This is a genomic window from Nannocystis bainbridge, assembly GCF_028368995.1.
Taxonomy (GTDB): domain Bacteria; phylum Myxococcota_A; class Polyangia; order Nannocystales; family Nannocystaceae; genus Nannocystis; species Nannocystis bainbridge.
Genome location: NZ_JAQNDL010000001.1, coordinates 4,106,495 through 4,129,504, shown reverse-complemented (window position 1 = coordinate 4,129,504; position 23,010 = coordinate 4,106,495). Strand labels below are relative to the sequence as shown.

20 protein-coding genes are annotated in these 23,010 nt (G+C 70.4%); 10 read left to right on the top strand and 10 right to left on the bottom strand.

The window, feature by feature from the left end:
- Positions 1-42 precede the first annotated feature (42 nt).
- Entirely contained in the window at positions 43-468 is a 426-nt protein-coding gene (locus POL25_RS16110; RefSeq protein WP_272086910.1) for an HU family DNA-binding protein, read from the top strand.
- Positions 469-512: 44 nt separating this feature from the next.
- On the opposite strand, the gene POL25_RS16105 is transcribed toward POL25_RS16110, so the two are convergent.
- Complete coding sequence (locus POL25_RS16105) at positions 513-2,375, bottom strand: PEP-utilizing enzyme (protein WP_272086909.1); 1,863 nt, start codon at positions 2,373-2,375, stop codon at positions 513-515.
- A 256-nt stretch (positions 2,376-2,631) separates the two neighbouring features.
- On the opposite strand from POL25_RS16105, the gene POL25_RS16100 reads away from it, so the two are divergent.
- Positions 2,632-3,105 (top strand): hypothetical protein, encoded by a 474-nt coding sequence (locus POL25_RS16100; RefSeq protein ID WP_272086908.1) that lies wholly within the window; start codon positions 2,632-2,634, stop codon positions 3,103-3,105.
- The gene (locus POL25_RS16095) at positions 3,102-3,461 is read left to right on the top strand and encodes a hypothetical protein (RefSeq protein WP_272086907.1); all 360 of its coding nucleotides are present in this window, start codon (positions 3,102-3,104) and stop codon (positions 3,459-3,461) included. Before POL25_RS16100 ends, POL25_RS16095 begins: the two co-directional genes overlap by 4 nt.
- 60 nt (positions 3,462-3,521) lie before the next feature.
- Here POL25_RS16095 and ppk1 read toward each other — a convergent pair whose 3' ends face one another.
- Both ppk1 and POL25_RS16085 read right to left on the bottom strand, forming a co-directional pair.
- The gene (gene ppk1 / locus POL25_RS16090; protein WP_272086906.1) at positions 3,522-5,666 is read right to left on the bottom strand and encodes a polyphosphate kinase 1; all 2,145 of its coding nucleotides are present in this window, start codon (positions 5,664-5,666) and stop codon (positions 3,522-3,524) included.
- Between the two features lie 22 nt (positions 5,667-5,688).
- Positions 5,689-6,165: a SixA phosphatase family protein gene (locus tag POL25_RS16085; RefSeq protein WP_272086905.1), complete on the bottom strand. Its 477-nt coding sequence runs from the start codon at positions 6,163-6,165 to the stop codon at positions 5,689-5,691.
- Between the two features lie 133 nt (positions 6,166-6,298).
- Between POL25_RS16085 and POL25_RS16080 the strand changes: the two genes are divergently transcribed.
- The 4 genes from POL25_RS16080 (at position 6,299) to POL25_RS16065 (ending at position 10,335) form a co-directional block, all read left to right on the top strand.
- The gene (locus POL25_RS16080; protein WP_272086904.1) at positions 6,299-8,437 is read left to right on the top strand and encodes a DUF2079 domain-containing protein; all 2,139 of its coding nucleotides are present in this window, start codon (positions 6,299-6,301) and stop codon (positions 8,435-8,437) included.
- Positions 8,438-8,536: 99 nt separating this feature from the next.
- Entirely contained in the window at positions 8,537-9,286 is a 750-nt protein-coding gene (locus POL25_RS16075; protein ID WP_272086903.1) for a hypothetical protein, read from the top strand.
- Position 9,287: 1 nt separating this feature from the next.
- Positions 9,288-9,821, top strand: coding sequence for a hypothetical protein (locus POL25_RS16070; RefSeq protein WP_272086902.1), 534 nt, complete (start codon positions 9,288-9,290; stop codon positions 9,819-9,821).
- A 10-nt stretch (positions 9,822-9,831) separates the two neighbouring features.
- The gene (locus POL25_RS16065; RefSeq protein WP_272086901.1) at positions 9,832-10,335 is read left to right on the top strand and encodes a hypothetical protein; all 504 of its coding nucleotides are present in this window, start codon (positions 9,832-9,834) and stop codon (positions 10,333-10,335) included.
- A gap of 95 nt (positions 10,336-10,430) precedes the next feature.
- On the opposite strand, the gene POL25_RS16060 is transcribed toward POL25_RS16065, so the two are convergent.
- Positions 10,431-10,964, bottom strand: a complete 534-nt coding sequence (locus POL25_RS16060) for a hypothetical protein (RefSeq protein WP_272086900.1) — start codon at positions 10,962-10,964, stop codon at positions 10,431-10,433.
- A 176-nt stretch (positions 10,965-11,140) separates the two neighbouring features.
- Positions 11,141-13,825 (bottom strand): MGH1-like glycoside hydrolase domain-containing protein, encoded by a 2,685-nt coding sequence (locus tag POL25_RS16055; protein WP_272086899.1) that lies wholly within the window; start codon positions 13,823-13,825, stop codon positions 11,141-11,143.
- Positions 13,826-13,916: 91 nt separating this feature from the next.
- Between POL25_RS16055 and zwf the strand changes: the two genes are divergently transcribed.
- Genes zwf through gnd form a run of 3 tightly spaced genes read left to right on the top strand, consistent with a single transcriptional unit; the run spans position 13,917 to position 17,537 of the window.
- Positions 13,917-15,443 carry a glucose-6-phosphate dehydrogenase gene (gene zwf, locus POL25_RS16050; protein ID WP_272086898.1) on the top strand — a complete coding sequence of 509 codons (1,527 nt, stop codon included), beginning with the start codon at positions 13,917-13,919 and terminating at the stop codon, positions 15,441-15,443.
- Positions 15,440-16,123: a 6-phosphogluconolactonase gene (gene pgl, locus POL25_RS16045; RefSeq protein ID WP_272086897.1), complete on the top strand. Its 684-nt coding sequence runs from the start codon at positions 15,440-15,442 to the stop codon at positions 16,121-16,123. The genes zwf and pgl overlap by 4 nt, the downstream gene beginning before the upstream one ends.
- Positions 16,116-17,537 carry an NADP-dependent phosphogluconate dehydrogenase gene (gene gnd, locus POL25_RS16040; protein WP_272086896.1) on the top strand — a complete coding sequence of 474 codons (1,422 nt, stop codon included), beginning with the start codon at positions 16,116-16,118 and terminating at the stop codon, positions 17,535-17,537. The genes pgl and gnd overlap by 8 nt, the downstream gene beginning before the upstream one ends.
- Before the next feature lie 140 nt (positions 17,538-17,677).
- On the opposite strand, the gene POL25_RS16035 is transcribed toward gnd, so the two are convergent.
- The 5 genes from POL25_RS16035 to POL25_RS16015 all read right to left on the bottom strand — a co-directional run bounded on the left by POL25_RS16035 (position 17,678) and on the right by POL25_RS16015 (position 23,000).
- A complete protein-coding gene (locus POL25_RS16035; RefSeq protein WP_272086895.1) occupies positions 17,678-18,577 on the bottom strand; it encodes a hypothetical protein in 900 nt (299 codons plus the stop codon).
- Positions 18,578-18,654: 77 nt separating this feature from the next.
- Positions 18,655-19,581 carry a hypothetical protein gene (locus tag POL25_RS16030; protein ID WP_272086894.1) on the bottom strand — a complete coding sequence of 309 codons (927 nt, stop codon included), beginning with the start codon at positions 19,579-19,581 and terminating at the stop codon, positions 18,655-18,657.
- A 186-nt stretch (positions 19,582-19,767) separates the two neighbouring features.
- Positions 19,768-20,424 (bottom strand): hypothetical protein, encoded by a 657-nt coding sequence (locus POL25_RS16025; protein WP_272086893.1) that lies wholly within the window; start codon positions 20,422-20,424, stop codon positions 19,768-19,770.
- Positions 20,425-20,612: 188 nt separating this feature from the next.
- A complete protein-coding gene (locus POL25_RS16020; protein ID WP_272086892.1) occupies positions 20,613-21,224 on the bottom strand; it encodes a hypothetical protein in 612 nt (203 codons plus the stop codon).
- Positions 21,225-21,254: 30 nt separating this feature from the next.
- Positions 21,255-23,000 (bottom strand): ATP-dependent nuclease, encoded by a 1,746-nt coding sequence (locus POL25_RS16015; RefSeq protein ID WP_272086891.1) that lies wholly within the window; start codon positions 22,998-23,000, stop codon positions 21,255-21,257.
- Between the last annotated feature and the right edge of the window lie 10 nt (positions 23,001-23,010).

Genomic DNA, 23,010 nt, shown 5'->3' with positions numbered 1-23,010 from the left:
TCCGCCTACCATCATCGTCCCCGGCGGTCGGAGATCAGCGACGTGACCAAATCCGAACTCATCGAGCGCGTGTCCGAAGCTGCGAAGCTGACCAAGGGCAAGGCCGAGTTGGTCGTCGGGACGATCTTCGGGGCCATGACGGAAGCGATGGTCCGCGGCGAGGGCATCGAGATCCGCGGCTTCGGCAGCTTCACGGTGCGGCAGTACAAGTCCTACGAGGGCCGAAACCCGCGCACCGGCGGGTCCGTGCACGTGAAGCCGAAGCGCCTGCCATTCTTCAAGGTCGGCAAGGAGCTGCGCGCCCGCGTCAACCTCTCGACGGCGCCGCTGATCGAGGACCCGGACGACATAGAGGTGCCGGAGCGCAAGGCCGCCGCGCCCAAGCCGGTCGCCGCGTCGCCCGCCGCCGCGAAGCCGCGGCCGGCGCCGAAGCTCCGCGAAGAGCACCTCTCGGAAGACGAGATCTAGCGTAGGCCGCGCCGCGGCCCGGGCGATCGAAAACGATCTGTCCTTCAGGACATGTCCTTGGGGGCAAGGCGGAGGCGACCGGCGCGGGTGTCGAGCTCGACGGTGCTGCCATCGGCGAGCTCGCTGCAGCCGGCGCAGCCGATCAGCGCCGACAGGCCGAGCTCGCGGGCCATCAAGGCGGCGTGGCTGAGCGCGCCGCCGTACTCGCAGCAGACGGCGCGCACGCCGAGCGCTCGCAAGGCGACCGCGGCCTGAGCGGTGAGCGCCGGCAAGACGACGACGGCGTCGGGCTCGGGCGGGCGGGCGAGCAGGTCGGCGAGGTCGCTGCGAAGGGCGACGCGGCCGCGCACCGGCGGGCCGACGGCGATCCCGCTCCACCGCCGTCGCGGCGAGAGCGGCACGGGCCGGCCGTCGTAAAGCGCCGGGGGTGGTCGCAGCGCGACGAAGTACTGCTGCTGGTGCCGGCGTGCGGCGAGATCAGGCAGGTCGCGGCCGGCGAGCGCGTGGTCCAGCTCGTCGGGGGCGAGCAGGAAGACGTCGGCGCCGAGCCCGAGGCGTTCGCCCGCAGCGAGGTAGATCCGCCGCAGCGGGGCCAGGCCGAGCGCGAACAGGTGATCGTCGAGCTCGCGCACCAGGACCGCGGCTCGCTGCGGGTCGGCGGGGACGATCTCGCGGACGGCGGAGGACGAGGTCGCCTGCTCGATCGACGCCCCGTCAGGATGTCCCTCGAGACATGACCGATCGAACAGGTCGGCGAGCGCCGGGCTGGCGATGTCCCAGGCAGCGGGCAGGACGTCGAGGTAGTCGCCGCGACCGTCGAGCGACAGCAGGGCCTGCGGGTCGGGGGGCGGGAGGTCGCGCGGGAGCTCGACGCGGACTTCGCCGTGAACGACGAGGATGGCACGCAGGTGCTCGAGCGCGCGGGCGAGCAGCGGGCGCAGATCTCCGGCGAGCCCGGCGACGAAGCCCTCGAGGGCCCGACGGGCGCCCGGGAGATGACGCTGGCGCAGCTCGGCGAGCGCGTGGTGGGGGTCGATGGCGGCGGTGCGGCCGGAGGACGCGGCGCGCTCGTAAAGCCAGCCGCCGAGGACGCGCAGGCTGGATCCCTGGCCGATGAGCCAGGCGATCACGCCGGCGTGCGCGGGCGAGAGCGCGGCCGGGTTGTGCTCGCCGTCCAGCCGCCACAGGCCGGGCAGGCCGGGGATGTGGTCCTGGTCGGGGGCGACGGCGGCGCAGAACTCCGGCCACCCGGGCACGAGCGGGCGCGCGAGCGGGCGGGCCTGGACCAGCCACACGGCGCCGGTCGGGTCGACGACGAGCTCGAGGTCGAGGGCTGGCACTTCGGACATGGCCGATGCGACATGGTCGAAGATACTCGTGATGGCAGCGGCGAGCGCGGGTTCGGCGAGCGCGAGCGGGCCGGACCAGGTCGGGCTGGCGCCGGCGGCGAGGGCGTCGGGGCGGGTGGCGTCGTGCAGCTCGAGCGTGCGGGCGCCGCCGCGATCGGCGGCCGCGACGGCGAGCCAGCGGCGCTCGACCTGGCGCTGGACGAGCAGCTGGTAAGCGGGCACGTCGCCGCTGTAGCGCAGCAGCCAGGGGTCGTGGGCGGCGTCGGCGATGGCAGCGGCGGCGCGGTCGATGTCGCCCAGGTCGCGGCAGTCGGGCACCGAGAGGCCGAGCCCCGCGGCGGCGGCGTCGGCGGTGTCCTCGCTGGCGAGCGCGGCGCGCACGATGACGGGGCCGCCGCTCAGCAGGGCGTGGAGGCGGCGGCGGATGTCGGGGTCGGCGAGCTCTTCGGGCGCGACGGCGAGGCCGGGCGGGACCGGGAGGCCGGCGTGAAGCAGGCGCGAGAGGACGGCCGACTTGGGCGCCGCGTCAGGGCCAGGCAGATCGCCGAGGACGAGCACGGCGAGGACTGTAGCAGCGGAGCGCGAGGGGAGGTCGGGGTCACGGGGATGCGAGGTCGCGAGGGCAGGTTTGTCCGAGTGGCAGTGATTCTCGGAGCGGAGTGATTCTCGGGGCAGCGGAGTGATTCTCGGGGCGGCAGGGATTCGGGTGATCGTGCCCGTGCTCGGGCGCGCTCGCGCGAGGGGCGTGCTTGCGAGCGACGCAGCCGCGGCGGCGTGGGCCGGCGCTCGCGCGGCGTGGTACACCGCCCGGGTCATGGACCTGCTGCTGCCCGGGCCGGGGCTGGCCGAGTGGTTGCTCGCTGCGCTGGGCGGCAAGAAGGTGGCCTTGTGGACAGGTCCGGATGCCGGTCGCGGGCGCGGCGGCAGGGCGGCCCGGGCGACCACCACGGCGCTGCGCCAGCGGCTGGGGTGGACCGAGCTGGCGGGGGCGAGCGGGCTCGACGGGCTGGTGGTGGTCGTCGCGCTCGGCGGCGCCGAGCCGCCGGAGGACGCGCTGCGGGCGGTGCAGGACGGCGGGGCGCTGGTCGAGCTGGCGCACCCGCCGGTGGTGCCGCTGTGGCGGCCGTCGCGGTGGGCGGCGCGGGCCGAGCTGGTCCGGCGGGCCTCGCAGGCGCGCGCGGGCGAGTGGTTGGGGCGCGGGTGCTTCGCGGTCGAGCAGTGGGCGCCGATCGACACGCCGCGGCTGCTGGTGACGTGCGGCCGGGTCCGTGCGATACCGGGCCCATGAGCTCCGGCTTCTTGACCGTGGAGGTCGACGACGCGACGTTCACCGAGCCGGTCCAGCTGACCTTCCGCCGGTCGGGGCCGCTGCAGCGGGTGCGCACGGTCGACCTCGACGGCGCGGGGCCCCGGCGCGCGCGCGGGCTGCAGCGGCGGCCCGACGGCAGCCTCGACGCCGACGCGCCGGCCTGGGCCTGCCCGGTCGAAGACAGCGGCGCCGGCGTGTCGTGGCTGGTCTACGGCGGCAACGCGGGGCTGTGGCTGGCGCCCGAGGCGGCGCGCGAACCTGATCTCGAGGACAGCCGCCAGGTGTTCGAGACCTACGTGCTGGTCGACCGCGACGCCATCACGCTGGCGGAGTAGGGTGTAGCGAGGGCATGTCGCAAGGGACATGCTCCCGGGGGCATGTCCTGAGGGACATGCCTATTCGAGCATTTCCTGGCGGACCATCAGGTCCTCGAGGATCTGGCGCTGGGCCTGGGCGGCGCCCTGGTTGGCCGACAGCAGGCGGAGCAGGGTCTCCTGGGCCGGGCGGGCCTCTTCGGTCGGGGGGGTGGGGCAGCAGCGGACGTAGCTGCCGTCGGCCTGCAGCTCCCACGCCTGGGTGTTGTCGGCCAGGTAGGTCGTGAGGGCCTCGGTGACGACGCGGGCGCGCAGGGCCGGGTCCTCGATCGGGAACGCGGTCTCGACGCGGCGCAGCAGGTTGCGCGACATCCAGTCGGCGCTGGCCCCGTAGGTGACCTCGTCGCCGGCGTTGTGGAAGTGGTAGATGCGGTGGTGCTCGAGGAAGCGGCCGACGATCGAGCGCACGCGGATGTTGTCGGACACGCCGGGCACGCCGGGGCGCAGGCAGCAGACGCCGCGGACGATCAGGTCGATGGACACGCCGGCCTGCGAGGCGCGGTAGAGGGCCTCGATGACCTTGACCTCGGTGAGCGCGTTGAGCTTGGCGATGATGCGCGCGGGCTTGTCCTGGCGGGCGTTGTCGGCCTCGCGGTCGATCAGGGCGATCAGCCGGTCCATCAGGGTGAACGGCGAGACGAGCAGCTTGTTCATGCGCGGCACGCTGCCCAGGCCGGTGAGCTGCATGAACACGTTGTGCACGTCCTCGCCGATCGCGTCGTCGCAGGTGAGGAAGCTGAAGTCGGTGTAAAACTGGGCGGTGACGCTGTGGTAGTTGCCGGTGCCGAGGTGGACGTAGCGGCGGTAGCGGCCGTCCTCGCGGCGGACGATCAGCAACGCCTTGGCGTGGGTCTTGTAGCCGACGATGCCGTAGACCACGGTGACGCCGGCCTGCTGCAGCCGGGTGGCGAGGTCGATGTTGGCGGCCTCGTCGAAGCGGGCCCGCAGCTCGACCACGGCGGTGACCTCCTTGCCGGCGCGGGCCGCCTCGAGCAGCGCCTCGGCCATCGGCGAGTCGGCGCCGGTGCGGTAGAGCGTCTGCTTGATCGCCAGCACCTTGGGGTCGCGCGCGGCCTGGCGCACCAGCTCGAGCACCAGCGAGAAGCTCTCGTACGGGTGGTGCAGCAGGATGTTGCCGCGCCGCAGCTCGGCGAACAGGTCGACCTCGGCGCCGGGCGTGCGCCGCGGCCCGGGGATGAACGGCGGGTACTTGAGCTCGGGCCGCTTGATGACGTCGTAGATCGCGGCCAGGCGGTGGAGGTTGACCGGGCCGTCGACGCGGTACAGGTCGTCGGGCTGGAGGTCGAACTTGCTGAGCAGGAAGTCCGCCATCTCGGGCGGGCAGGTGTCGCTGACCTCGAGGCGCACGGCGTCGCCGAAGTTGCGGGTCCGCAGCTCGCCCTTGAGCGCGTTGAGCAGGTCCTCGACGTCCTCCTCCTGGACCCACAGGTCGCTGTCGCGGGTGACGCGGAACTGGTAGCAGCCGCGGACCTGCATGCCGGAGAACAGCTTGTGGACGAAGGTGGTGACGATCGAGCCGAGCAGGGCGTAGCCGTGCGGGCAGTCGGCGACGCCGGGCGGCAGGAACACCAGGCGCGGCAGGCTGCGGGGGATCTGCACCACCGCGGTGCCGCTGTCGCGGCCGAACGCGTCGCTGCCGGCGAGGGCGACGATCAGGTTGAGGTTCTTGTTCTGGATGTTGGGGAACGGGTGCGACGGGTCGAGGCCGATCGGCGTGAGCACCGGCAAGACCTCGCGGTCGAAGTAGTCCTCGAGCCAGGCGCTCTGCTCCGGGGTCCAGGTGTAGAGCTTGAGCAGGCGGATGCCCTCGGCCGCGAGCGCGGGCAGCAGTTGCTGCTGCAGGAACATGTACTGCTCGCGCACGAGCTTCTGCGCCTGCTCCTTGAGCGCGCGCAGGGCGTCCTGCGGGGTCCGGCCGTCGGGGCCGACCTGCGGCAGGCCGAAGCCGACCTGCTCCTTGATGCTGGCGACCCGGACCTCGAAGAACTCGTCGAGGTTGGTGCTGACGATCGTGGTGAAGCGCAGGCGCTCGAGCAGCGGGACGCGCGGGTCCATCGCCTGCTCGAGCACGCGGCGGTGGAACTCGAGCTGGCTGAGCTCGCGATTGATGTAGAGACTCGGATGGGTGAGCTCGACGGGCGCCATGATCGCAGCGGGCAGCAGGGTATCAGGCGCCGAGCAATCGCAGCATTTTCGGCAGAACCAGCGCCTGCAGCTCCATCGACCCCGGACGCAGCGGTCCGGAGAGGACGGCGACGCCGCCCTTCTTGAGCGGAAACCGCTCGCCGCGAGCGATCTCACCGGCGGTCAGCCAGGCGAGCAGGGCGCTCAAATGCGGCTCGTGACCGACCAGCGCGACACGCTCGCCCTCGACGTGCGCGAGCATCTCGATGTCGGGCGGGCGCGCGAGGTCCGGCAGGGTCTGGCGCGGACCCTCCAGCAGCGGCTGCAGCAGGTCCGCGGTCTGAACCGCGCGCAAGAGCGGGCTGTGATAAAGGCGGTCGAAGCGCCAGCCGAGTCGACGCGCGCCCTTCACCGCGGCGGCGAACTTGCGCTCGCCCGCGGGGGTGAGCGGGCGTGAGGCGTCAGGGCGGTCGGGCGTGGCTTCGGCGGCGATGGCGTGACGGACGAGAAACAGGAGCACGACGGGTGGAAGTGTGCCGCAAAAGGCCGCGGCTTGCTGGGCTGCTGGGCCCGCTGGTACACTCCCGCCCTCTTTTCCGAGCCCCCGAGAACGCGGTCCTTTGGCCCGCTGCGGGCCGTGCGAGACAGGCTTTATGACGACGACACCGGAGACCGAACCGCCGAAGGGACGCCTGCTGCGGGCCATCGACGCGACGGTCGCGCAGCTGTGGAGCTGGGGTCCGCTGTACCTGCTGATCGCCATCTCACCGGGGCTCACGCTGTGGCCGCTGCTGCGCGCCCCGGCGCTCCGCTACGTGGTCCGCAATGACCTGTCGATCGACCAGCGGTTCGAGGTGCTGGCGGCGGTGGCGGTCTCGATCGTGGCGACCACGGCGGCGTACGTGGCGCTGTGGCGGCGCCGGCGGCGGACCGAGCCCGGGCTGTCGCTCGGCGCGTCGTTCGCCGCGACCAACCGCTGGGCCTTCGCGCTGCTCGCCGGGCCGCTGCTGATCGGCATCAGCGTGGCCCGCGTCGAGGTCAAGCACCCGATCTTCACCTCGTTCATGATCGCGGCCGTCACCGCGCTGGCGATGACGTTCTTCTACCGCGCGCTCGGGCTCAAGCGGTTCGCGCCGCCGGAGGACCCGTTCGTGCCGGCCCGCGATCCTCGCCTGGCTCGCGCGGTGTTCGCCGCCGGATTCGTCGGCTACTGCGCGCTGCTGTGCTGGTTCGCGCTGCTCGACCACCGCAACCTGGCGTCGACGGTCTACGACCTCGGGATCTACGACAACCTGGTGTGGCAGACGGCGCACGGCCACTTCCTCGACTGCTCGCTGATCCGCGGCGGCAATCACATGTCGGCGCACTTCGACCCGATCCTGCTGCTGATCGCGCCGATCTACCTGCTGTACCCGCACGCCGAGACGCTGCTGGTGGTCCAGACGCTGTGGCTGGCCAGCGGGGCGCTGCCGCTGTGGCTACTGGCGCGGCGCCGGCTGAAGAACGAGTGGATGGCGACGATCTTGACGATCGTCTACTTCCTGTACCCCGCGCTGCACGGGGTCAACATGTTCGATTTCCACTCGGTGGCGCTGATGGTGCCGCTGGCGATGTGGGCGGTGTACCTGCTCGACATCGGCGGGATGCGCCGCTACTGGCTGGTGTTCGCGCTGCTGCTGGCGACGCGCGAGGACATGAGCCTGCTCAACTGCTTCATCGGCGCCTACGCGATCCTCATCGGTCGCACGCGCACCGGCCTGGCGACGATCGCCGTCAGCCTAGTGTACCTCGCGTTCGTCAAGGCGTTCGTGATGGCCGACTCGAGCCTGCTGATGTCGGCCGACAAGGCGTACTCGTACATCTACTTCTACGAGGAGATGATCCCGCACGAGAAGGAGGGCGCGCGCGGGCTGTTCACCACGCTGCTGGTCAACCCGCTGTTCGCGCTGCAGGTGCTGTTCAAGGAGGAGAAGCTGCTGTTCTTCTTCCACCTGCTGCTGCCGCTGCTGGCGCTGCCGTTCGCCGCCGGCCGCAAGGTGGTGCTGATGCTCCATGGGCTCTTGTTCCTCGGGCTGGCCAGCCGCAAGCACCTGTTCTCGCTCCACTATCAATACTCGGCGCTGCTGTTCCCGATGCTGTTCGCGGCGCTGCCCGACGGGGTGGCCCGCGCGGTCGACAGCGAGCGCCTGCGCCGGCTCGGGCTGGCCCGCGCGCGCGTGGCGTGGACGCTGCTGCTCGGGATGCTGACCGGGTCGCTGCTGGTGTCGTGGAAGCGCGGGGTGCTGTTCGAGAACGCGTCGTTCGTGGCCGGCTGGACCCGCCTCGAGCGGCGGCCGACGCAGGCGATGAAGGACCGCTACGCGAAGGTGCAGGAGATCGTGGCGCGCATCGGGCCGGACTCGAAGGTGTCGGTCAGCCACGAGATCGGCCCGCACTTCTCGAACCGCCGCCACGCGTACCACTGGCCGATGATTGCCGACGCGCAATACGTGGTCCTGTTTACCGACGTCTACAGCTTCAGCAAGGACGACGAGCGCCGCTACAAGCGCCTGGTCGAGCGCAACAAGTTCCGCACGCTCGAAGACACGATGGGGCTGATCCTGCTCGAGCGCGTCGACGGCTCGGAGCTGCCCGAGGAGTTCCGCGGCGCGGCCGGCGAGCGGCCCAGCGAAGACGCCGCGATCGAGGCGGCGGCGGGACAGGCGGCCAAGAAGGCGCCAGGCCGAGCCAACGGCTCCGCGAGCGCCGCCGCAAAGGACGGCGACAAGGCGGACGCGACCGCGGGTCCGTGAGCACACGCGCGGGCAGGCCGCCTCGATCCTTGACGGGGGTGGCCCTGGGCATTAGTTTTTGCGATGCACGCGGAGGTTTTCGCGCTGCGGAAGAAATCCATGAAAAGTCCACTGTCCAAGGTTGCAGGCCGTCCTCTCGTCGTCGCGTTGTCGGCGGCGGTCGCGCTAGGCGGAGTCACCGGTTGCGGGTCGGAGCGCTCGAACGAGCGCTGGGTCGTCACCGAAGACACGCGGGTCGAGATCGATTGGGACGCGATCAACCAGGCCTACCGTGACGCGGAGGGGCCGGAGGACTTCGAGAAGCGCGTCAACGAGATCTACACCGGCGACGAGGTCGTCAGCATCTCGGTGAAGGACCAGGACGACAAGTCCCAGGTCGTCACGGGCTTCTTCGACAAGGACGGCGACGGCGCCGCGGGCGAGTCCGAGAAGATCTTCACGATCAAGCGCGACGTCGTCGGCGAGGGCGCGGCGCAGTACCAGATCGCCGGCGCGGGGGGCTACTCGCACTACCGCTCGCCGATGTGGGACATCGCCGCGGGCATGATGCTCGGCTCGTTCCTCAGCAACATGTTCATGCCGGGCTACCGACCCATGTACATGACGCCCTACAGCACCAGCCCGGCCCGCGCCGGGGCGCTCGCGGCTCACCGCGACAGCCATCGCGCGGCCAACCCGAGCAAGTTTCCGCCCAAGTCCGGCGCCAGCTCCGGCCGCTCGTACGGCAACCGCGGCGGGGCCTGGGGCTCCGGCGGCTCGGGTCGCTCGGGCGGCGGCGGCGGTGGCGGTCGACGCGGCGGCGGGTTCGGGTCCAAGGCGAAGCGGTCGCGCGTGCTGCTGCGCGCCTGACATGACCTCGCTGCGCGACCTGCCGTTCGAGCAGACGCCGCCGCTGGCGCTGTTCGGGCTCGACCAGGACGGCGACGTCCCGGTCGACCACGAACACACGCGCTACGGCTGGTGCGCGCTGCCGGGGGTCGAGCTGATCGGCGAGGAGCAGGCGCTGTGGGTCGAAGCACCGCTGGTTCTCGCGCTCCACAGCCCGGACGAGGACGAGATCGCGGTGCCGCGCCGCGGCGGGGTGCCGAGCGACATCAACCTCGAGTTCGCGCTGAACGAGTCCGACTCGGCGATCGCGCTGCTGTCGGAGTTCCTCGCCACGCGGGTGCCGGCGATCGTCGGCGACGCCAGGACGATCGTGCTCGCGCTGTGCAACCCGCGGCGCGCGCGGATATCCAAGCCGCCGGCCCTGGCCGGACGGCGCATGTACTACGGGACAGGCGACGTGGTCGCCTGGCTGCGCCGCCGGGCCGGAGCGACCGACTGGTCGCTCGCCGGCGACGGATTCGTCCAGCTCGAGGCCGCACGCTGGCACAGCTGCTGACAGGAGCACCATGACCGTCTCGCACGCCAAGAAGCTCGTCTACGCCGGGATCTTCGTCCTCAAGAAGCTCGACCTCAAGGGCGGCGAAGGCGGGATCCGCCTGCCCGTGCTGCTCGAGCCGCAGCACGCTCCGCTCGAGGAGGTGCTCGAGAAGCTGGTGATGGACGGCTTCATCGAGATCGATCGCAAGTCGCAGCTGTACAAGCTGACGAAGCGGGGCATCGCCCACCTGGGCAAGCTGATCGACGAGGCGGAGAGCTACATCGACGAGTTCGACGAGCAGGAGATCGCGGACGTGGTCGACGAGCTGCGCGCCCGCAACCTCGACCCGCTGCGGGTGCGCTTCCTGTGGGGCTGGTACCAGGGAGAATTCGACGACGTGGCGATGTTCCAGGAGCGCCGCGGCTTCGTCGAGATCGAGCCCGACTGGCCGCTGTTCGTCGTGTCGGACGACTTTTACGAGAACCTCGAGCTCGACCTCGAGGGCGACGAGGCCGAGGCGCTGGACGACTGACGCTCGGCGGGTGACGCGGGGCCACTCGCCTGCGTGAACGCGAGCGAGACATGTCGCTTGGAGCATGTCTTTCGAGTGCATCGCTCGAGATGCGCTCACTTCTTCGCCGCGTCGGCGTTCCAGTGCACGCCGAGGACCGCTTGCGGATCGACGATGAAGCCGGACCCGTCGGCTACACGGATGATCACCACGTTGCTGTGGTATTCGATGCGCTTCACCTGCCCGATCGTGCGTGGGCGGCCGTTGGTGTCGCGAATGTCGACGACGCCGCTCCCGTCGTCGAAGCTGAACTCCTGAAGCATGCGATGTTCCGCCGGGCCCGGGCCCCGCGCGGAGCCGGTCAGCTCGATCTTTGCGTCGCCGGCGAGCTCCACCTTGCCCGCCTGTGCCTGCGTGGCGAGGTCCGCGCAGCGGCTGCTGACGCGCACCGGCTTGCCACGCCCGCGCCGATCGTCGGGGGACGCGCGCCAGTCGTAGCTCGTCCGCCACGCGGCCGACGGGCACGCCGACGCGTCGAGCGGGGACATGCCGGGAGGCAGCCGCGCGGGCTCGGAAGCGACGACGTCGAGCTGGTAGTGGGTCGCGCATCCCGAGACGAGGAGCGACAAGAGAAGGCACCGGAACGGCATGACGCGCACGATCGGCCGCCGGCGCCAGCGCCGTCAAGGGGCTGTGATTCACGGATCGATGGCGCGGCGATCTCGATCGACTGCGCGCTCGGGCGTTCTCGGAGGTCGGTGGAAGGCGCCGGCGATCGTGCGCACCTCGGCGACGCTGGCGGCTTCCAGGTCTTCGTCGAAGCGGCCTAGTGGTCGTCGTCGGGCGGAGGGCACTGCTGCAGCAGCAGCTTGGCGACCAGGGCGGTCCAGCCGGTCTGGTGGCTGGCGCCGAGGCCCTGGCCGGTGTCGCCGTGGAAATACTCGTGGAACAGCAGGTGGTCGCGCCAGTGCGGGTCGTGCTGACGCGGGTCGTCGCCGGCGTAAGGGCGGCGGCCTTTGGCGTCGGGCAGGAAGATGCGGGTGAGGCGGCGCGACAGCTCGTCGGCGATCTCGCGGATCGACAGGTAGTGGCCGGAGCCGGTCGGGCACTCGACGCGGAAGTCGTCGGAGTAGTAGTGGTGGAACTTCTGTAGCGCCTCGATCAGGAGGAAGTTGATCGGGAACCACACCGGGCCGCGCCAGTTGCTGTTGCCGCCGAACAGGCCGGTCTGCGACTCGCCGGGCTCGTAGCCGATCGAGAGGGTGGCGCCGTCGATGTGCAGGCGGTACGGCTCGGTCGCGTGGATCTTGCTCATCGAGCGCACGCCGTAGTCGGACAGGAATTCGCCCGGATCGAGCATGCGCCGCAGGAGCCGCTTCATGCGGCTGCCGCGGACGAGGGCGAGCAAGCGGCGCTCGCCGGCGCCCGGCTCGTACCAGCGCGAGACCAGGCGCGCGAGGTCGGGGCGGTGGGCGAGGAACCATTCGAGGCGGTGGCGGAATCCAGGCATCTGCTCGAGCAGCAGCGGCTCGATGGTCTCGACGGCGAGCAGCGGGATCAGGCCGACCAGCGAGCGCGCCCGCAAGCGGAGGGCGCGGCCATCAGGCAGGTGCAGGACGTCGTAGAAGAACTCGTCCTGGTCGTCCCACAGGCCGATGCCCTCGCCGCCGAGGTTGTTCATGGCGTCGGCGATCGACAGGAAATGCTCGAAGAACTTGCTGGCGATCTTCTCGTAGACGGGATTCTCGCGCGCCAGCTCGAGCGCCATCGTCATCATGTTGAGCGAGAACATGCCCATCCACGCGGTGGCGTCGCTCTGCTCGAGCACGCCGCCGCTCGGGAGGCCGGCGCTGCGGTCGAACACGCCGATGTTGTCGAGCCCGAGGAAGCCGCCCTGGAAGATGTTCTTGCCGGCCGAGTCCTTGCGGTTGACCCACCAGGTGAAGTGCAGCAGCAACTTGTGGAACATCGCCTCGAGGAAGGCGCGGTCGCCCTTGCCGCCGTGGCGCTGCTCGATCTTGTAGACCCGCCAGGTCGCCCACGCGAACACCGGCGGGTTCACGTCGCTGAAGTTCCACTCGTACGCGGGCATGGCCCCGTTCGGGTGCAGAAACCACTCGCGCGTCAGCAGGTCGAGCTGCGACTTGGCGAACTCGGGGTCGACCAGCGCCAGCGGGATGCAGTGGAACGCCAGGTCCCAGGCCGCGTACCACGGGTACTCCCAGGTGTCGGGCATCGACAGGACGTGGTGGTTGTAGAGGTGCCGCCAGTCGGTGTTGCGCCCGCGCGTCCGCTCGCGCGGCGGCGGCGGCTGAGCCGGGTCGCCGGCGAGCCAGTCGCGCACGACGTAGTGGTAGAACTGCTTGGACCACAGCAGGCCGGCGATCGCCTGGCGGAACACCTGCCGCTCGTCGACCGTCATGTCGGCGCGCACGCCGTCGTAGAACGTGTCGGCCTCGGCCCGGCGAGCTCGCATCAAGGCGTCGAAGTCGGCGAACGGGGCGGCGAGCTCGGGGTCCAGGACCGGCTCGTCGGGGCACTGTGGTGATGCTGTCTTTGGGGACAGGCGCAGGCGGACCGTCCAGCTCGCGCCGGGAGCGACGACGGCGCGCAGGTGGACGGCCGACTTGGTGCCGGCCGCCGCGAGCACGCCGGACTCACCGTCGACGACGTGGCGGTGGAAGGCGTCCTTGACGTGCGGGGTGCGGTTGTCGGCGCCGAACAGGCGCGCGGCGTTGGTCTCGTTGTCGGTGAAGAGGAGGGCGCCGGGGGCCTCGCTGACGAACCACAGTTCGCCGAGCTCGCGGTGCTCGGCGACCAGCGCGGGCAGGCCGTCGGGGCGCGGGGCCGGGGTGAGGGTGGGGACGCGCGGGTCGTCGGACCAGGCCCAGGTGTTGCGGAACCACAGCGTCGGCAGCAGGTGCAGCGGGGCCGGATCGGGGCCGCGGTTGTGCGCGGTGATCTGAACGAGGATGTCGGTCGGGCCGGCCTTGGCGTACTCGACGAACACGTCGAAGTAGCGGCCGCCGTCGAACACGCCGGTGTCGACCAGCTCGAACTCGGGCTCGTCACGGCGGCGGCGGGCGTTCTCGGCGAGCAGGCGCTCGTACGGGAACGCCGCCTGCGGGTACTTGTAAAGCGCCCGCATGTAGCTATGGGTTGGCGTGTTGTCGAGGTAGAAGTAGACCTCCTTGACGTCCTCGCCGTGATTCCCCTGCGGCCCGGTGACCCCGAACAGCCGCTCCTTCAAGATCGGGTCGCGCTCGTTCCACAGCGCCAGGGCGAAGCACAGCCGCTGGTGCTCGTCGCTGATGCCGAGGAGGCCGTCCTCGTTCCACCGGTAGGCCCGCGAGCGCGCGTGGTCGTGGGGGAAGTAGCGCCAGACGTCGCCGTCGTCGCTGTAATCCTCGCGCACGGTGGCCCACGCGCGTTCTGCGAGGTAGGGCCCGAACAGGTCCCAGCGCCGCTCTCGGCGGCGTTGTTCGGCTTGGCGCTGGCGCTCCGGATCCATGGCGCGCGCCAATGTACCACGCGAGCCGGCCCCGGCCGCCCGGCGCGGGGGCTGCCGCGCGCGGCGATGCGGGCTACCATTGCCGCGCCCCATGCCCTCCTCTCCTCCGGCGCACGTCGTGATCTTCGGCGCGAGCGGCGACCTCACGCTGCGCAAGCTGATGCCCGCCCTCACCAGTCTGGCCGCCCGCGGTCGCCCGAGCGGCGGCTTCCACGTGCTCGGGGTCGCTCGCCGGCCGATGGACGACGAGACCTATCGCCAGCAGATCCGCGAGGCCATGCCCGAAGAGCAGCGCGCCGACTTCGAGGCCCTCGCGCCGCGCGTCCACTATCTGCAGGGCGACGTCGGCAACCCCGAAGATCTCGACCGCCTGTCGCGGCGGCTCGACGAGCTGCCCGGCGGGCGCGACGCGGGCCGGCTGTTCTACCTGTCTTTGAAGCCAGAATTGTTCGCGCCCACGGTCGCGCTGCTGTCGGTCGGCGGGCTGCTGCACGTGCGCGCCGACGAGACCTGCGCGTGGCGGCGGGTGGTGGTGGAGAAGCCGTTCGGCCACGACCTGGCGTCGGCGGCGGCGCTCAACCGGCAGCTGCACGAGTCGCTGCGCGAGGAGCAGATCTACCGCATCGACCACTACCTCGGGAAAGAGACGGTGCAGAACCTGCTCGGGTTCCGCTTCCACAACGCGATCTTCGAGCCGCTGTGGAACCGGCACCACGTCGAGCACGTGCAGGTCACGGTGGCCGAGGACCTGGGGATGGAGCGCGGGCGGGCGGCCTACTACGACTCGACGGGCGCGCTGCGCGACATGCTGCAGAATCACATGTTGCAGGTGCTGGCGCTGGTGATGATGGAGCCGCCGAGCTCGCTCGAAGCGGCGGCGATCCGCGGGCAGAAGGTCCAGTTCCTGCGCAGCCTGCACGTGCCCGGGCCGGAGCACGCGCAGCGCTACTCGGTGCGCGGGCAGTACAAGGCGGGCAAGGTCGCCGACAAGAAGGTGCCGGGCTATCACGCCGAGGAGGGCGTGCCGGCCGACTCGCGCACCGAGACGTACGTGGCGATCCGGGCCGAGTGCGACTCGTGGCGGTGGGCCGGGGTGCCGATCCTGCTGCGCCACGGCAAGCGCCTGCCGAAGAAATTCACCGAGGTGCGGATCCAGTTCCGCGTGCCGCCGGTGCAGCTTTTCAACCGCCCCGAGGGCATCTCCGACGACGAATTTCGCGAGCGGCTGCGCCAGGGCGACCTGTGCCAGATCCGCCCCAACGCGCTGACGATGTCGATCCAGCCGCGCGAGGCGATCCGCCTGGCGTTCGGGGTCAAGCGCCCGGGCGCGGCGATGGTGATGGCCCCGGCCGAGCTCGACTTCGACTACCGCGAGCGCTTCGGCGACCGCACCGCGCCGGCCTACGAGCGCCTGCTGCTCGACGCGATGACGGGCGACCAGACGCTGTTCCTCCACGCCGACGAGATCGAGGCCAGCTGGCGGTTCGCCGACGCGTTCCGCGGCGCATGGGACCGGCCCGACGCGCCGCCGCCGGCGCAATACTCGGCCGGCTCGTGGGGCCCGGAAGCGGCCGACGAGCTGTTCAACGGCTGCGAGGGCGGATGGTCGGAAGGATGACGCCGCAGCTCGAGATCTTGCGGTCGCCGCGGCCGGCCGAGGTCGCGGCGGAGCGCCTGGCCCGCGCGATCGCCCGCGTCGACGCCGAGCGCGGCGCGTGCCGCCTGGCGATCCCCGGCGGCTCGGCGCTGGCGGTGCTGCCACATGTCCTCGAGGACCTGTCGAAAGGGACATGGTCGAGAGTGCAGCTCACGTGGGTCGACGAGCGCTGCGTGCCGGCCAGCGACGAGGGCAGCAACCGCGGGGGCTACCTGCGGCTCGGGCTGCCGCCGCCGGCCTCGGCGCTGCCGCTGTGGGCCGACGACGACGACGATCCGGCGCGGGCGGTGGCGCGGTTCGAGCGGGCGTTCGCGCGCGAGTTCGCGGGCGGGCTCGACGTGGCGCTGCTGGGGCTCGGCGAGGACGGGCACGTGGCGTCGCTGTTCCCCGGGCACGCGGCGCTGCAGGCGACGGGGGCGGCGGTGTTCGTGGCGGACAGCCCGAAGCCGCCGCCGCGACGGATGAGCCTGACGCTGCCGGTGCTGCAGGCGACGCCGCACGCGGTGATGATGGCCGCGGGGACGGGCAAGCGGGCCGCGCTGCGGCGAGTGATTCAGCGCGAGGACGGGCTGCCGACGACGGCGCTCGCAAGCCTCGTGATTGCGACCGACATCGATTCGGAGGGTGAGAGCGATGAGTGAAACAGGGCTGTGCGATCTGGCCGTGGTCGGCCTCGGCGTCATGGGCGGCAACCTCGCCCGCAACTTCGCCAGCCGCGGGCTGCGCGTGGCGGGCTATCAACGCACCGTCGAGCACGCGCACGCGCTGGCGGCGGCGCACCCGGAGGCGCACCTGCGCATCGCCGAGGACGTGGCCGAGCTGGTGAAGATGCTCGAGCGGCCGCGGCGGATCGTGCTGATGGTCAACGCCGGGCCGGCGGTCGACGCGGTGCTCGACCAGCTCGACCCGCTGCTCGAGGACGGCGACATCGTCGTCGACGGCGGCAACAGCCTCTACGCCGACACCGACCGCCGGGTCGCGCGCGCGGAGGGGCGGCCGTGGCGGTTCGTCGGCATGGGCGTGTCGGGCGGCTCGGAGGGCGCGCTGCTCGGTCCGTCGATCATGCCGGGCGGCGACCGCTACGCGTGGGAGCGCCTGCGCCCGCCGCTCGAGGCGATCGCGGCCCGCAGCGCGTCGGGCGTGTGCGTGACCTACTGCGGGCGCGGCTCGGCCGGGCACTTCGTCAAGATGGTCCACAACGGCATCGAGTACGGCGACATGCAGCTGATCGCCGAGGTCACGGCGCTGATGCGCGCGGGCCTGGGCTGGCCCTGGGGACAGGTCGCCGACACGTTCGCCGGCTGGAACCGCGGCGAGCTCGAGAGCTACCTGATCGAGATCACCGCCGACATCCTGCGCGTGCCTGACCCGCAGACGGCGGGGGCGCTGCTGATCGACGCGGTGCTCGACCGCGCGGGGCAGAAGGGCACCGGCAAGTGGACGGTGGTGGCGGCGGCCGAGCACGGGGTAGCGATCCCGACCATCGCCGCGGCCGTCGACGCGCGCCTGCTGTCGTCCGCGAAGGACCTGCGCACGCGCGCCGAGGCGGCGCTGCAGCCGGTCCGCGGGGCGATCCAGGGCGTGTCGGCCGACGACCTGCGCGACGCGCTGTACGCCAGCAAGATCGCCAGCTACACGCAGGGCTTCGCCCTGCTGCAGGCGGCCAGCGAGGCCCGCGACTACGGGACCAACCTGGGGGAGATCGCGCGGATCTGGACCGGCGGCTGCATCATCCGCGCGGTGTTCCTCGAGCGGATCCGGGCCGCGTTCACGCAGACCGACAAGCCCGAGCTGCTGATGCTCGCGCCCGACTTCGTGGCCGACGTGGCCCGCCGCCTGCCCGGCTGGCGGCGCGTGGTCGCGGCGGCCGCGGCGGCGGGGCTGCCGATCCCCGGGCTCTCGGCGTCGCTGGCGTGGTTCGACACGCTCACGCAGTCGCGCGGCAGCGCTTCGCTCATCCAGGCTCAGCGCGATTACTTCGGCAGCCACACGTACGAGCGCGTCGACGCGCCCGGGGTGTTTGTTCATTCCGAGTGGCCGAAGTCGCCGCAGTAGCAGTCGTGCAATGTTTGGACATGCCCTTCGGGGCATGTCCAGATGGACATAAACCAAGGAACATGTCCATCGGAACGTGATATGAATTTCTGATAATACGATATGACCTTTCGGTCATGTCGTAGCATGATGTTTCTTCGTCACGACGGCAGGCGGCAGACGCCGAGGTGCAAGCATTCCGGGGCCTCGCCGTCATCGTAGAACGGCTGGCAGGTCTGACCCGCGCCCGGGCACGCCGAAGCCTTGGTGAGGTCGCACCAGGGCACGCAGCAGCCGGCGACCTTTGGATCACACTCGAGCGCGGCGCTCGGTTCGTCGCAGTGCAGGCCGGGGTCGCACTCGCTGCTCTCGTTGCAGCCGTCAGCGAATGCGCCGGTGCTGCCGGAGATGTCGGGCAGGCACTCGAAGATGAAGCCGAGGCCCAGCGCGAGCGGGGCGCACACCTGGGAGCCAGGGCAGGGGTCGCGGAGCGGGTCGCAGCCGGGCAGGCAGACCGAGAGGCCTGAGGCGAAGATCGAGCACCAATGGGCGGTGCTGCAGGCAGAGAGGCCCTGCGGCGGACAGCCGGGGTCGTCGGGGCTGCCGGTGCAGAACGAGACGCAGACGCGGTCAGCGGGATCGGCGGCCTGCTCGTGGCAGATCGATCCGGCGGCGCAGGAGTCGTGGCCGTCGAGCGGGCGCTCGCCGGTCGCGCACGGCTGGCCCGGAGCGTCGGGATCGCGGGCCACGGGGACGCAGCGGAAGGTGTCGAGGCGGCCGTCGCCGTCGCCGCTCAGGGCGGTGCACTTCTGTCCTTCGAGACAGTCCTGCAAAAAGAGGTCGCACTCGACGATGGCAGCGGCGTCGGGGCGGGCGATGAAGGAGCCCTCGGTCGGGTCAGTGCTGGAAAGATGGGTGGTCGAGCCGGTGGTGGCGGCCGTGGTCGAGTCGGAGAGGATGACGGAGCCGGTGCCCTCGCCGACCTGCCCGGCCGGGCCGGTGCCGCACGCGTGCAGGCCGAGCAGCGCGAGCGCGAAGCTTCGAGAGGGGCGCCTCGACATCGCAGCAAGAGTAGCAGCGAGGCGGCGGGGCGAAGGCTCGCGCAAGGGTCCTGGAGTGGGCCTGCGCGAGGTCGGAGCTAGGGCAGGCGGCAGGTGCCGATGGCGTCGAGTGGCGGCGCAGCGTCGGGTTCGTACCAGGAGACGCACTCCTGACCCGCGCCGGGGCAACTGTTCGGCTGGGTGACGTCGCAGAAAGGGAGGCAACAACCGGTGGCCCGCGGGTCGCACTCGTCGGCCAGAGCGGAAGGGTGACAGAGGAGGCCGAGATCACATTCGTTGCCGTACTCGCACGGGTCGAAGACCTGACCCTCGTCGCCGCTGGCGTCCAGAGCGCAGGTGAATTCGCTCGCTTCGGTCCAGGGCCACTTCGGGATGCACAGGTCGGTGCCCCTGCAGTCTTGCAGCAGCGGGTCGCACATCGGCAGGCAGAGGATGACGGCGTAATCGGCGGCGATGTTGCAGGTGGTCAGCGGATCGGCGCATTGCGGAGCTTCGGGGGAGCCGGTGCACATGGCGATGCAGGTGCTGCCAGGAGGCTCTGCTTCGGTGACCCAGCAGATGTGGCCCGCGTCGCAGGAGTCGAGGCCGCTGACGTCGCCGAAGTTGGTGCACGGCTCGCCGAGCAGGTCGGGGTCGGGGACTTTTTCAAAGCAGCCCCAGCTCTCCCAGGCGCTGTCGCCGTCACCGGAGTACGGCATGCACTTCTGTCCTTCGGGACATGCGGGCACCCACGGGTCGCACTCCGGCGGGCCGTCGCCGAGGTCGGGCGGAGCGATGAAGACGGGGTCGTCACTGGTGGAGGTGCTCGAGGTGCCTTCGCCTGAGGTGCCGGACGTGGGCTCGCCCGCGCTTGTGGAAGTGAGATGCATGCCGGTCGTGCTCGTGCTCGTTGTGGCAGGCGAGCCCGTGGTGTCGCCGGCGCTGTCCTCGAAGGCGTGCGGCCGCGGCGAGCAGGAGGCGAACGCGGCGAGCAGGAGCACGGAGCGGCCGAATGAGACCGGCATGTCGCCACCAGCATGCCCGATGGCGGCGAGAGCAGGCGGATTTGCCAGGAGAGCGAGGCGCGAAATCGTCCGGGTCCGGCCAACAGCGCGGGATCCAGGGCGGCGCGATCCTGATTTGTCGACCGGAGCGGATGCGACCGTTTGATCTCGAGCACCGCGGCTCGAGCGAGCCGGGCGCGATCGCTTTCAGAGAGCGGGAGCGTCGACGGCGAGGGCGGCGCGGCGGATGGCGCCGAGCCATGGGGTGGCCTTGCGGATCAGGCCGTGGACGAGGATCGGGCGCCCGAGCACGAGGTCGTCGCGGCGCAGGACGTCGAGGGTGAAGCTGACCTCGCACGGGCCGCCGCGGTCGGCAGTGACGAGCCGCAGCTGATCGCCGCCGTCGATGATGAGCTCCCCGGCGAGCGCGCCGTAACCGACGGTGCCCTCGCCGCCGACGCCGGCGATCGCGGCGAGCTGGGCGGCGTCGAGGCGCCGCAGGTGCAGCTCGCGGACGACCTGAGCCCGCCTGGCGACGAGCACGAGCTCGCCGTCAGCGTCGCGCTCGAGCACGCCGGTGAGGAGGACGTCGTGGCCGAAGAAGTCGCGCAGGCCGCGAGGATGCCGACCGCCCGGGCCGGCGAGGCGCGGCGAATAATTGTCCATGGGCAACCACGGGGTGACGCGCAGGCGGCGACCCTGGGTGTCCTCGAGGACAGGCCACATGGCGCCGACGCCGTCGCCGCCGCACCGCCGCAAGTGCCCGCGGCCGGTGACGAGCCGCCGCACCAGGTGGTCGGCGTGCTCGAGCAGCGTGCTGAGATCGATGGCACGCGAGGCGTCGTACATGGCGACGTGAACCATGGCCGGCGGCCTAGCCGCGGCAAGCACGAGCGGCAGCATGCTCCATACGATGCGGTGGACTCACCATGAGATATTTAATTGGAAGCGAGTCCGGCAACGGCGCCGGCGCGGCGGGCTCCGCGGGGAAGCGGGAGCATCCAAGGACATGTCCATGGGGACATGTCTGGAGATGCATGTTTGCGGAATCGTCAGAGGCCGGCGAGATCGAGGGCGAGGTCGCAGTAGGCGTCGAAGTCTGCCGGGTCCTCCGGGTCGGCGGGGGGCCGTGAGACCGATAGGGACGCCGTCAGGGCTGAAGGTCGCGGGAACAGCAGCTCCCAGCGGTCGCCGTCCTCGGTGTCGAGGAAGGCGGCGTGCACCCGCGCGGCGGCGGCGAGCGAGGTCATGATCCGACGAACGCTGCCGGACCCGGCGAACAGTCGACTCATGCCGCTGCTCGCGGCCGAAAGTTTGAGGGCGACGTAGCGCGGGCCGGCATGCAGCGACATGTACACGAGGCCGATGCCGGCCTTGCCGTCCCGGACGTGGCGCGCGAGCGGCTCATGGTAGCTTTCGAAGTAGCGCCGGACGTCGGGGTCGACGGGGACCATGACGACGAGGTCGTAATGGTTGGGGATGTCGAAGGCAGGCGGGAGGCCGTGAACGCCGGCGTTCACCTGGTGCGGGGTGTTGGGTGACCACGGCAAGCAGGCGCGCAGGCGGCGGGCGTAGGCGTCCTCGACGTGGTCGGCGAGCGCGGTCAGCAGAGCGTCGGCGCCGCTGCGCGGGGCGATGAACTCGAAGCGGTAGTCGAGACCCATGAGGCTTGCTTCTTCGAGGGTCGGATGACTTCAGGGGAACGGGCGCTCGCAGGTCGCGCAAGCCGTGGCGGCAGGGGCATCGAGCTGGTTGGCGCGGCGGATGAACGCGACGAGCTTAACGAGCTGAGCCTGCAGGTCCTGGCCTGTCGGGCCGGCGAACCATGTCTCGGCCGGGATGAGTTTTTTGATGACGCGTTCGGCATGAGCCGTCTTGCGCTCGTCCGCTGTCGCCGTACCGCGAATCTTGGAAGCCTTCAGGTGATTGTAGAAGGGGAGGTCGGCGCTCGTACGCGCCGGACGGACATGCTCGGCCGCGGCTGCGCCCCAGAGGTGGGTGACCGCGTCGTCGGGGAGGTACCACTCGATCTCGTAGCCGTGGGTGATCCAGTGATCTTCGCCGACGAGCGCGGCGATGTTGCGAACAGGGTCCTTGGCGGGATCCTGGCCGATGCCGGCGTCGCGGTCGCAGATGAAGTAGTTGTGACGACAGATGCGGCGGATATCCTGCAGCCAGTCTTCGAGGTGGCCAGGAGCGATGTCGGCGGCGAGGCTGAGGATGTTCGAGCCGCCGGTCTGGGCAAAGGTGTAATGCTGGTTGACGAGCAGCTCCGGAGCGACGAGGCCGAGCCAGTGGGTGACGAGCCGGACCTCCGTCGGGCCCTCGACCCAGAGCACACAGTTGGTCTGCGTGAGGCTGCTGGGGAGCACGCCAAGCTCGTCGAGGATCTCCCGTTGATGCGGCTTGGAGAGGCAGGGATGTGCGGTGGTCTTCTTCGTCGTTGGATCGCGCGTGAGGCGATAGACGTTGGCGCCGGGGAACTCGTTGACGAAGATCGGGCTGTGGGTGGCGATGAAGACCTGGCGCTTGCCGCGGTGGTCCTTGATCTGCTGGATCAGCCGTCGCTGCGCGGACTCGTGGAGGTGTGACTCAGGCTCCTCGATGAACACGGCACCTTCATCGGGTTCCGCAAGCAGCACGAGTGCGAGGGCGAGGACTTGTTCGACGCCACCACCAAGTTCATTGAGACTTCGGACCGCATTCCCGTCATGAAAGGCGACCGAAATCTCAGTCCCATTGGCACCACGGGTGCGATTGATTCCGATCTCTCCGATATGGGGAACCACGGCATTCATGAAACGGTCGATGTCTGTACGTAATCGGCCACCATCGAGGCCCGTCAGCACATGGTCGAGTCGAGCCACCAGATGTTCCGCCTCCGAATCCAGGCGCTCGTGGTGCGAACCCAACATCTCGACATAATGAGATTTGCGGCGGTGCCAAAGATGATAGGAGCGAGATAGCCAATGCCGATGCAGTCCCGATATCCGAGATGCGACGCGTTTGGCTTGGGAGAGATTGATCGGAATCATCGGCCCGAGCTCGGTGGCGTCAACGAATCGAAGGAAGCCGTTGTCTACCCCGCCAAGCCCTCGAGCCGCGTCCTCGACTTGTTCATAAATCTTCCCGTCGTCTCCTACCCAGCGGGGGAGAGCGGATTTGCCGTGAAACTCTGACCGATAATGTCTGATGTGGTCAGGGAAGTGGGCAGAGCGGAGAACAAAAGCTTGATCAGGGGGGATGGCTGAATCGAGGTTCAAACTCGCACCATCAGCCGAGCCAGGGGGGTTACTCCGGGTGAGCGCAAACGCCTGGAGTCCGCGGAAAAGCGTCGTCTTGCCGACGTTGTTCGGGCCGACGATGATGTTCACCGCGGCGAGGTTCCGTAGCTGGAGCCCCTCGAGGTGGCGGAAGTTGAGCAACAAGTCACTGATCACTGTCAGCTCC

Bases quoted from the DNA above. Each gene is read 5' to 3' on its own strand.
- POL25_RS16030 (WP_272086894.1), bottom strand. From the start codon at position 19,581: ATGCCGGTCTCATTCGGCCGCTCCGTGCTCCTGCTCGCCGCGTTCGCC.
- POL25_RS16020 (WP_272086892.1), bottom strand. From the start codon at position 21,224: ATGGGTCTCGACTACCGCTTCGAGTTCATCGCCCCGCGCAGCGGCGCC.
- pgl (WP_272086897.1), top strand. From the start codon at position 15,440: ATGACGCCGCAGCTCGAGATCTTGCGGTCGCCGCGGCCGGCCGAGGTC.
- POL25_RS16080 (WP_272086904.1), top strand. From the start codon at position 6,299: ATGACGACGACACCGGAGACCGAACCGCCGAAGGGACGCCTGCTGCGG.
- POL25_RS16055 (WP_272086899.1), bottom strand. From the start codon at position 13,825: ATGGATCCGGAGCGCCAGCGCCAAGCCGAACAACGCCGCCGAGAGCGG.
- POL25_RS16060 (WP_272086900.1), bottom strand. From the start codon at position 10,964: ATGCCGTTCCGGTGCCTTCTCTTGTCGCTCCTCGTCTCGGGATGCGCG.
- zwf (WP_272086898.1), top strand. From the start codon at position 13,917: ATGCCCTCCTCTCCTCCGGCGCACGTCGTGATCTTCGGCGCGAGCGGC.
- POL25_RS16095 (WP_272086907.1), top strand. From the start codon at position 3,102: ATGAGCTCCGGCTTCTTGACCGTGGAGGTCGACGACGCGACGTTCACC.
- POL25_RS16070 (WP_272086902.1), top strand. From the start codon at position 9,288: ATGACCTCGCTGCGCGACCTGCCGTTCGAGCAGACGCCGCCGCTGGCG.
- POL25_RS16035 (WP_272086895.1), bottom strand. From the start codon at position 18,577: ATGTCGAGGCGCCCCTCTCGAAGCTTCGCGCTCGCGCTGCTCGGCCTG.
- ppk1 (WP_272086906.1), bottom strand. From the start codon at position 5,666: ATGGCGCCCGTCGAGCTCACCCATCCGAGTCTCTACATCAATCGCGAG.
- POL25_RS16100 (WP_272086908.1), top strand. From the start codon at position 2,632: ATGGACCTGCTGCTGCCCGGGCCGGGGCTGGCCGAGTGGTTGCTCGCT.
- POL25_RS16065 (WP_272086901.1), top strand. From the start codon at position 9,832: ATGACCGTCTCGCACGCCAAGAAGCTCGTCTACGCCGGGATCTTCGTC.
- POL25_RS16075 (WP_272086903.1), top strand. From the start codon at position 8,537: ATGAAAAGTCCACTGTCCAAGGTTGCAGGCCGTCCTCTCGTCGTCGCG.
- POL25_RS16025 (WP_272086893.1), bottom strand. From the start codon at position 20,424: ATGGTTCACGTCGCCATGTACGACGCCTCGCGTGCCATCGATCTCAGC.
- gnd (WP_272086896.1), top strand. From the start codon at position 16,116: ATGAGTGAAACAGGGCTGTGCGATCTGGCCGTGGTCGGCCTCGGCGTC.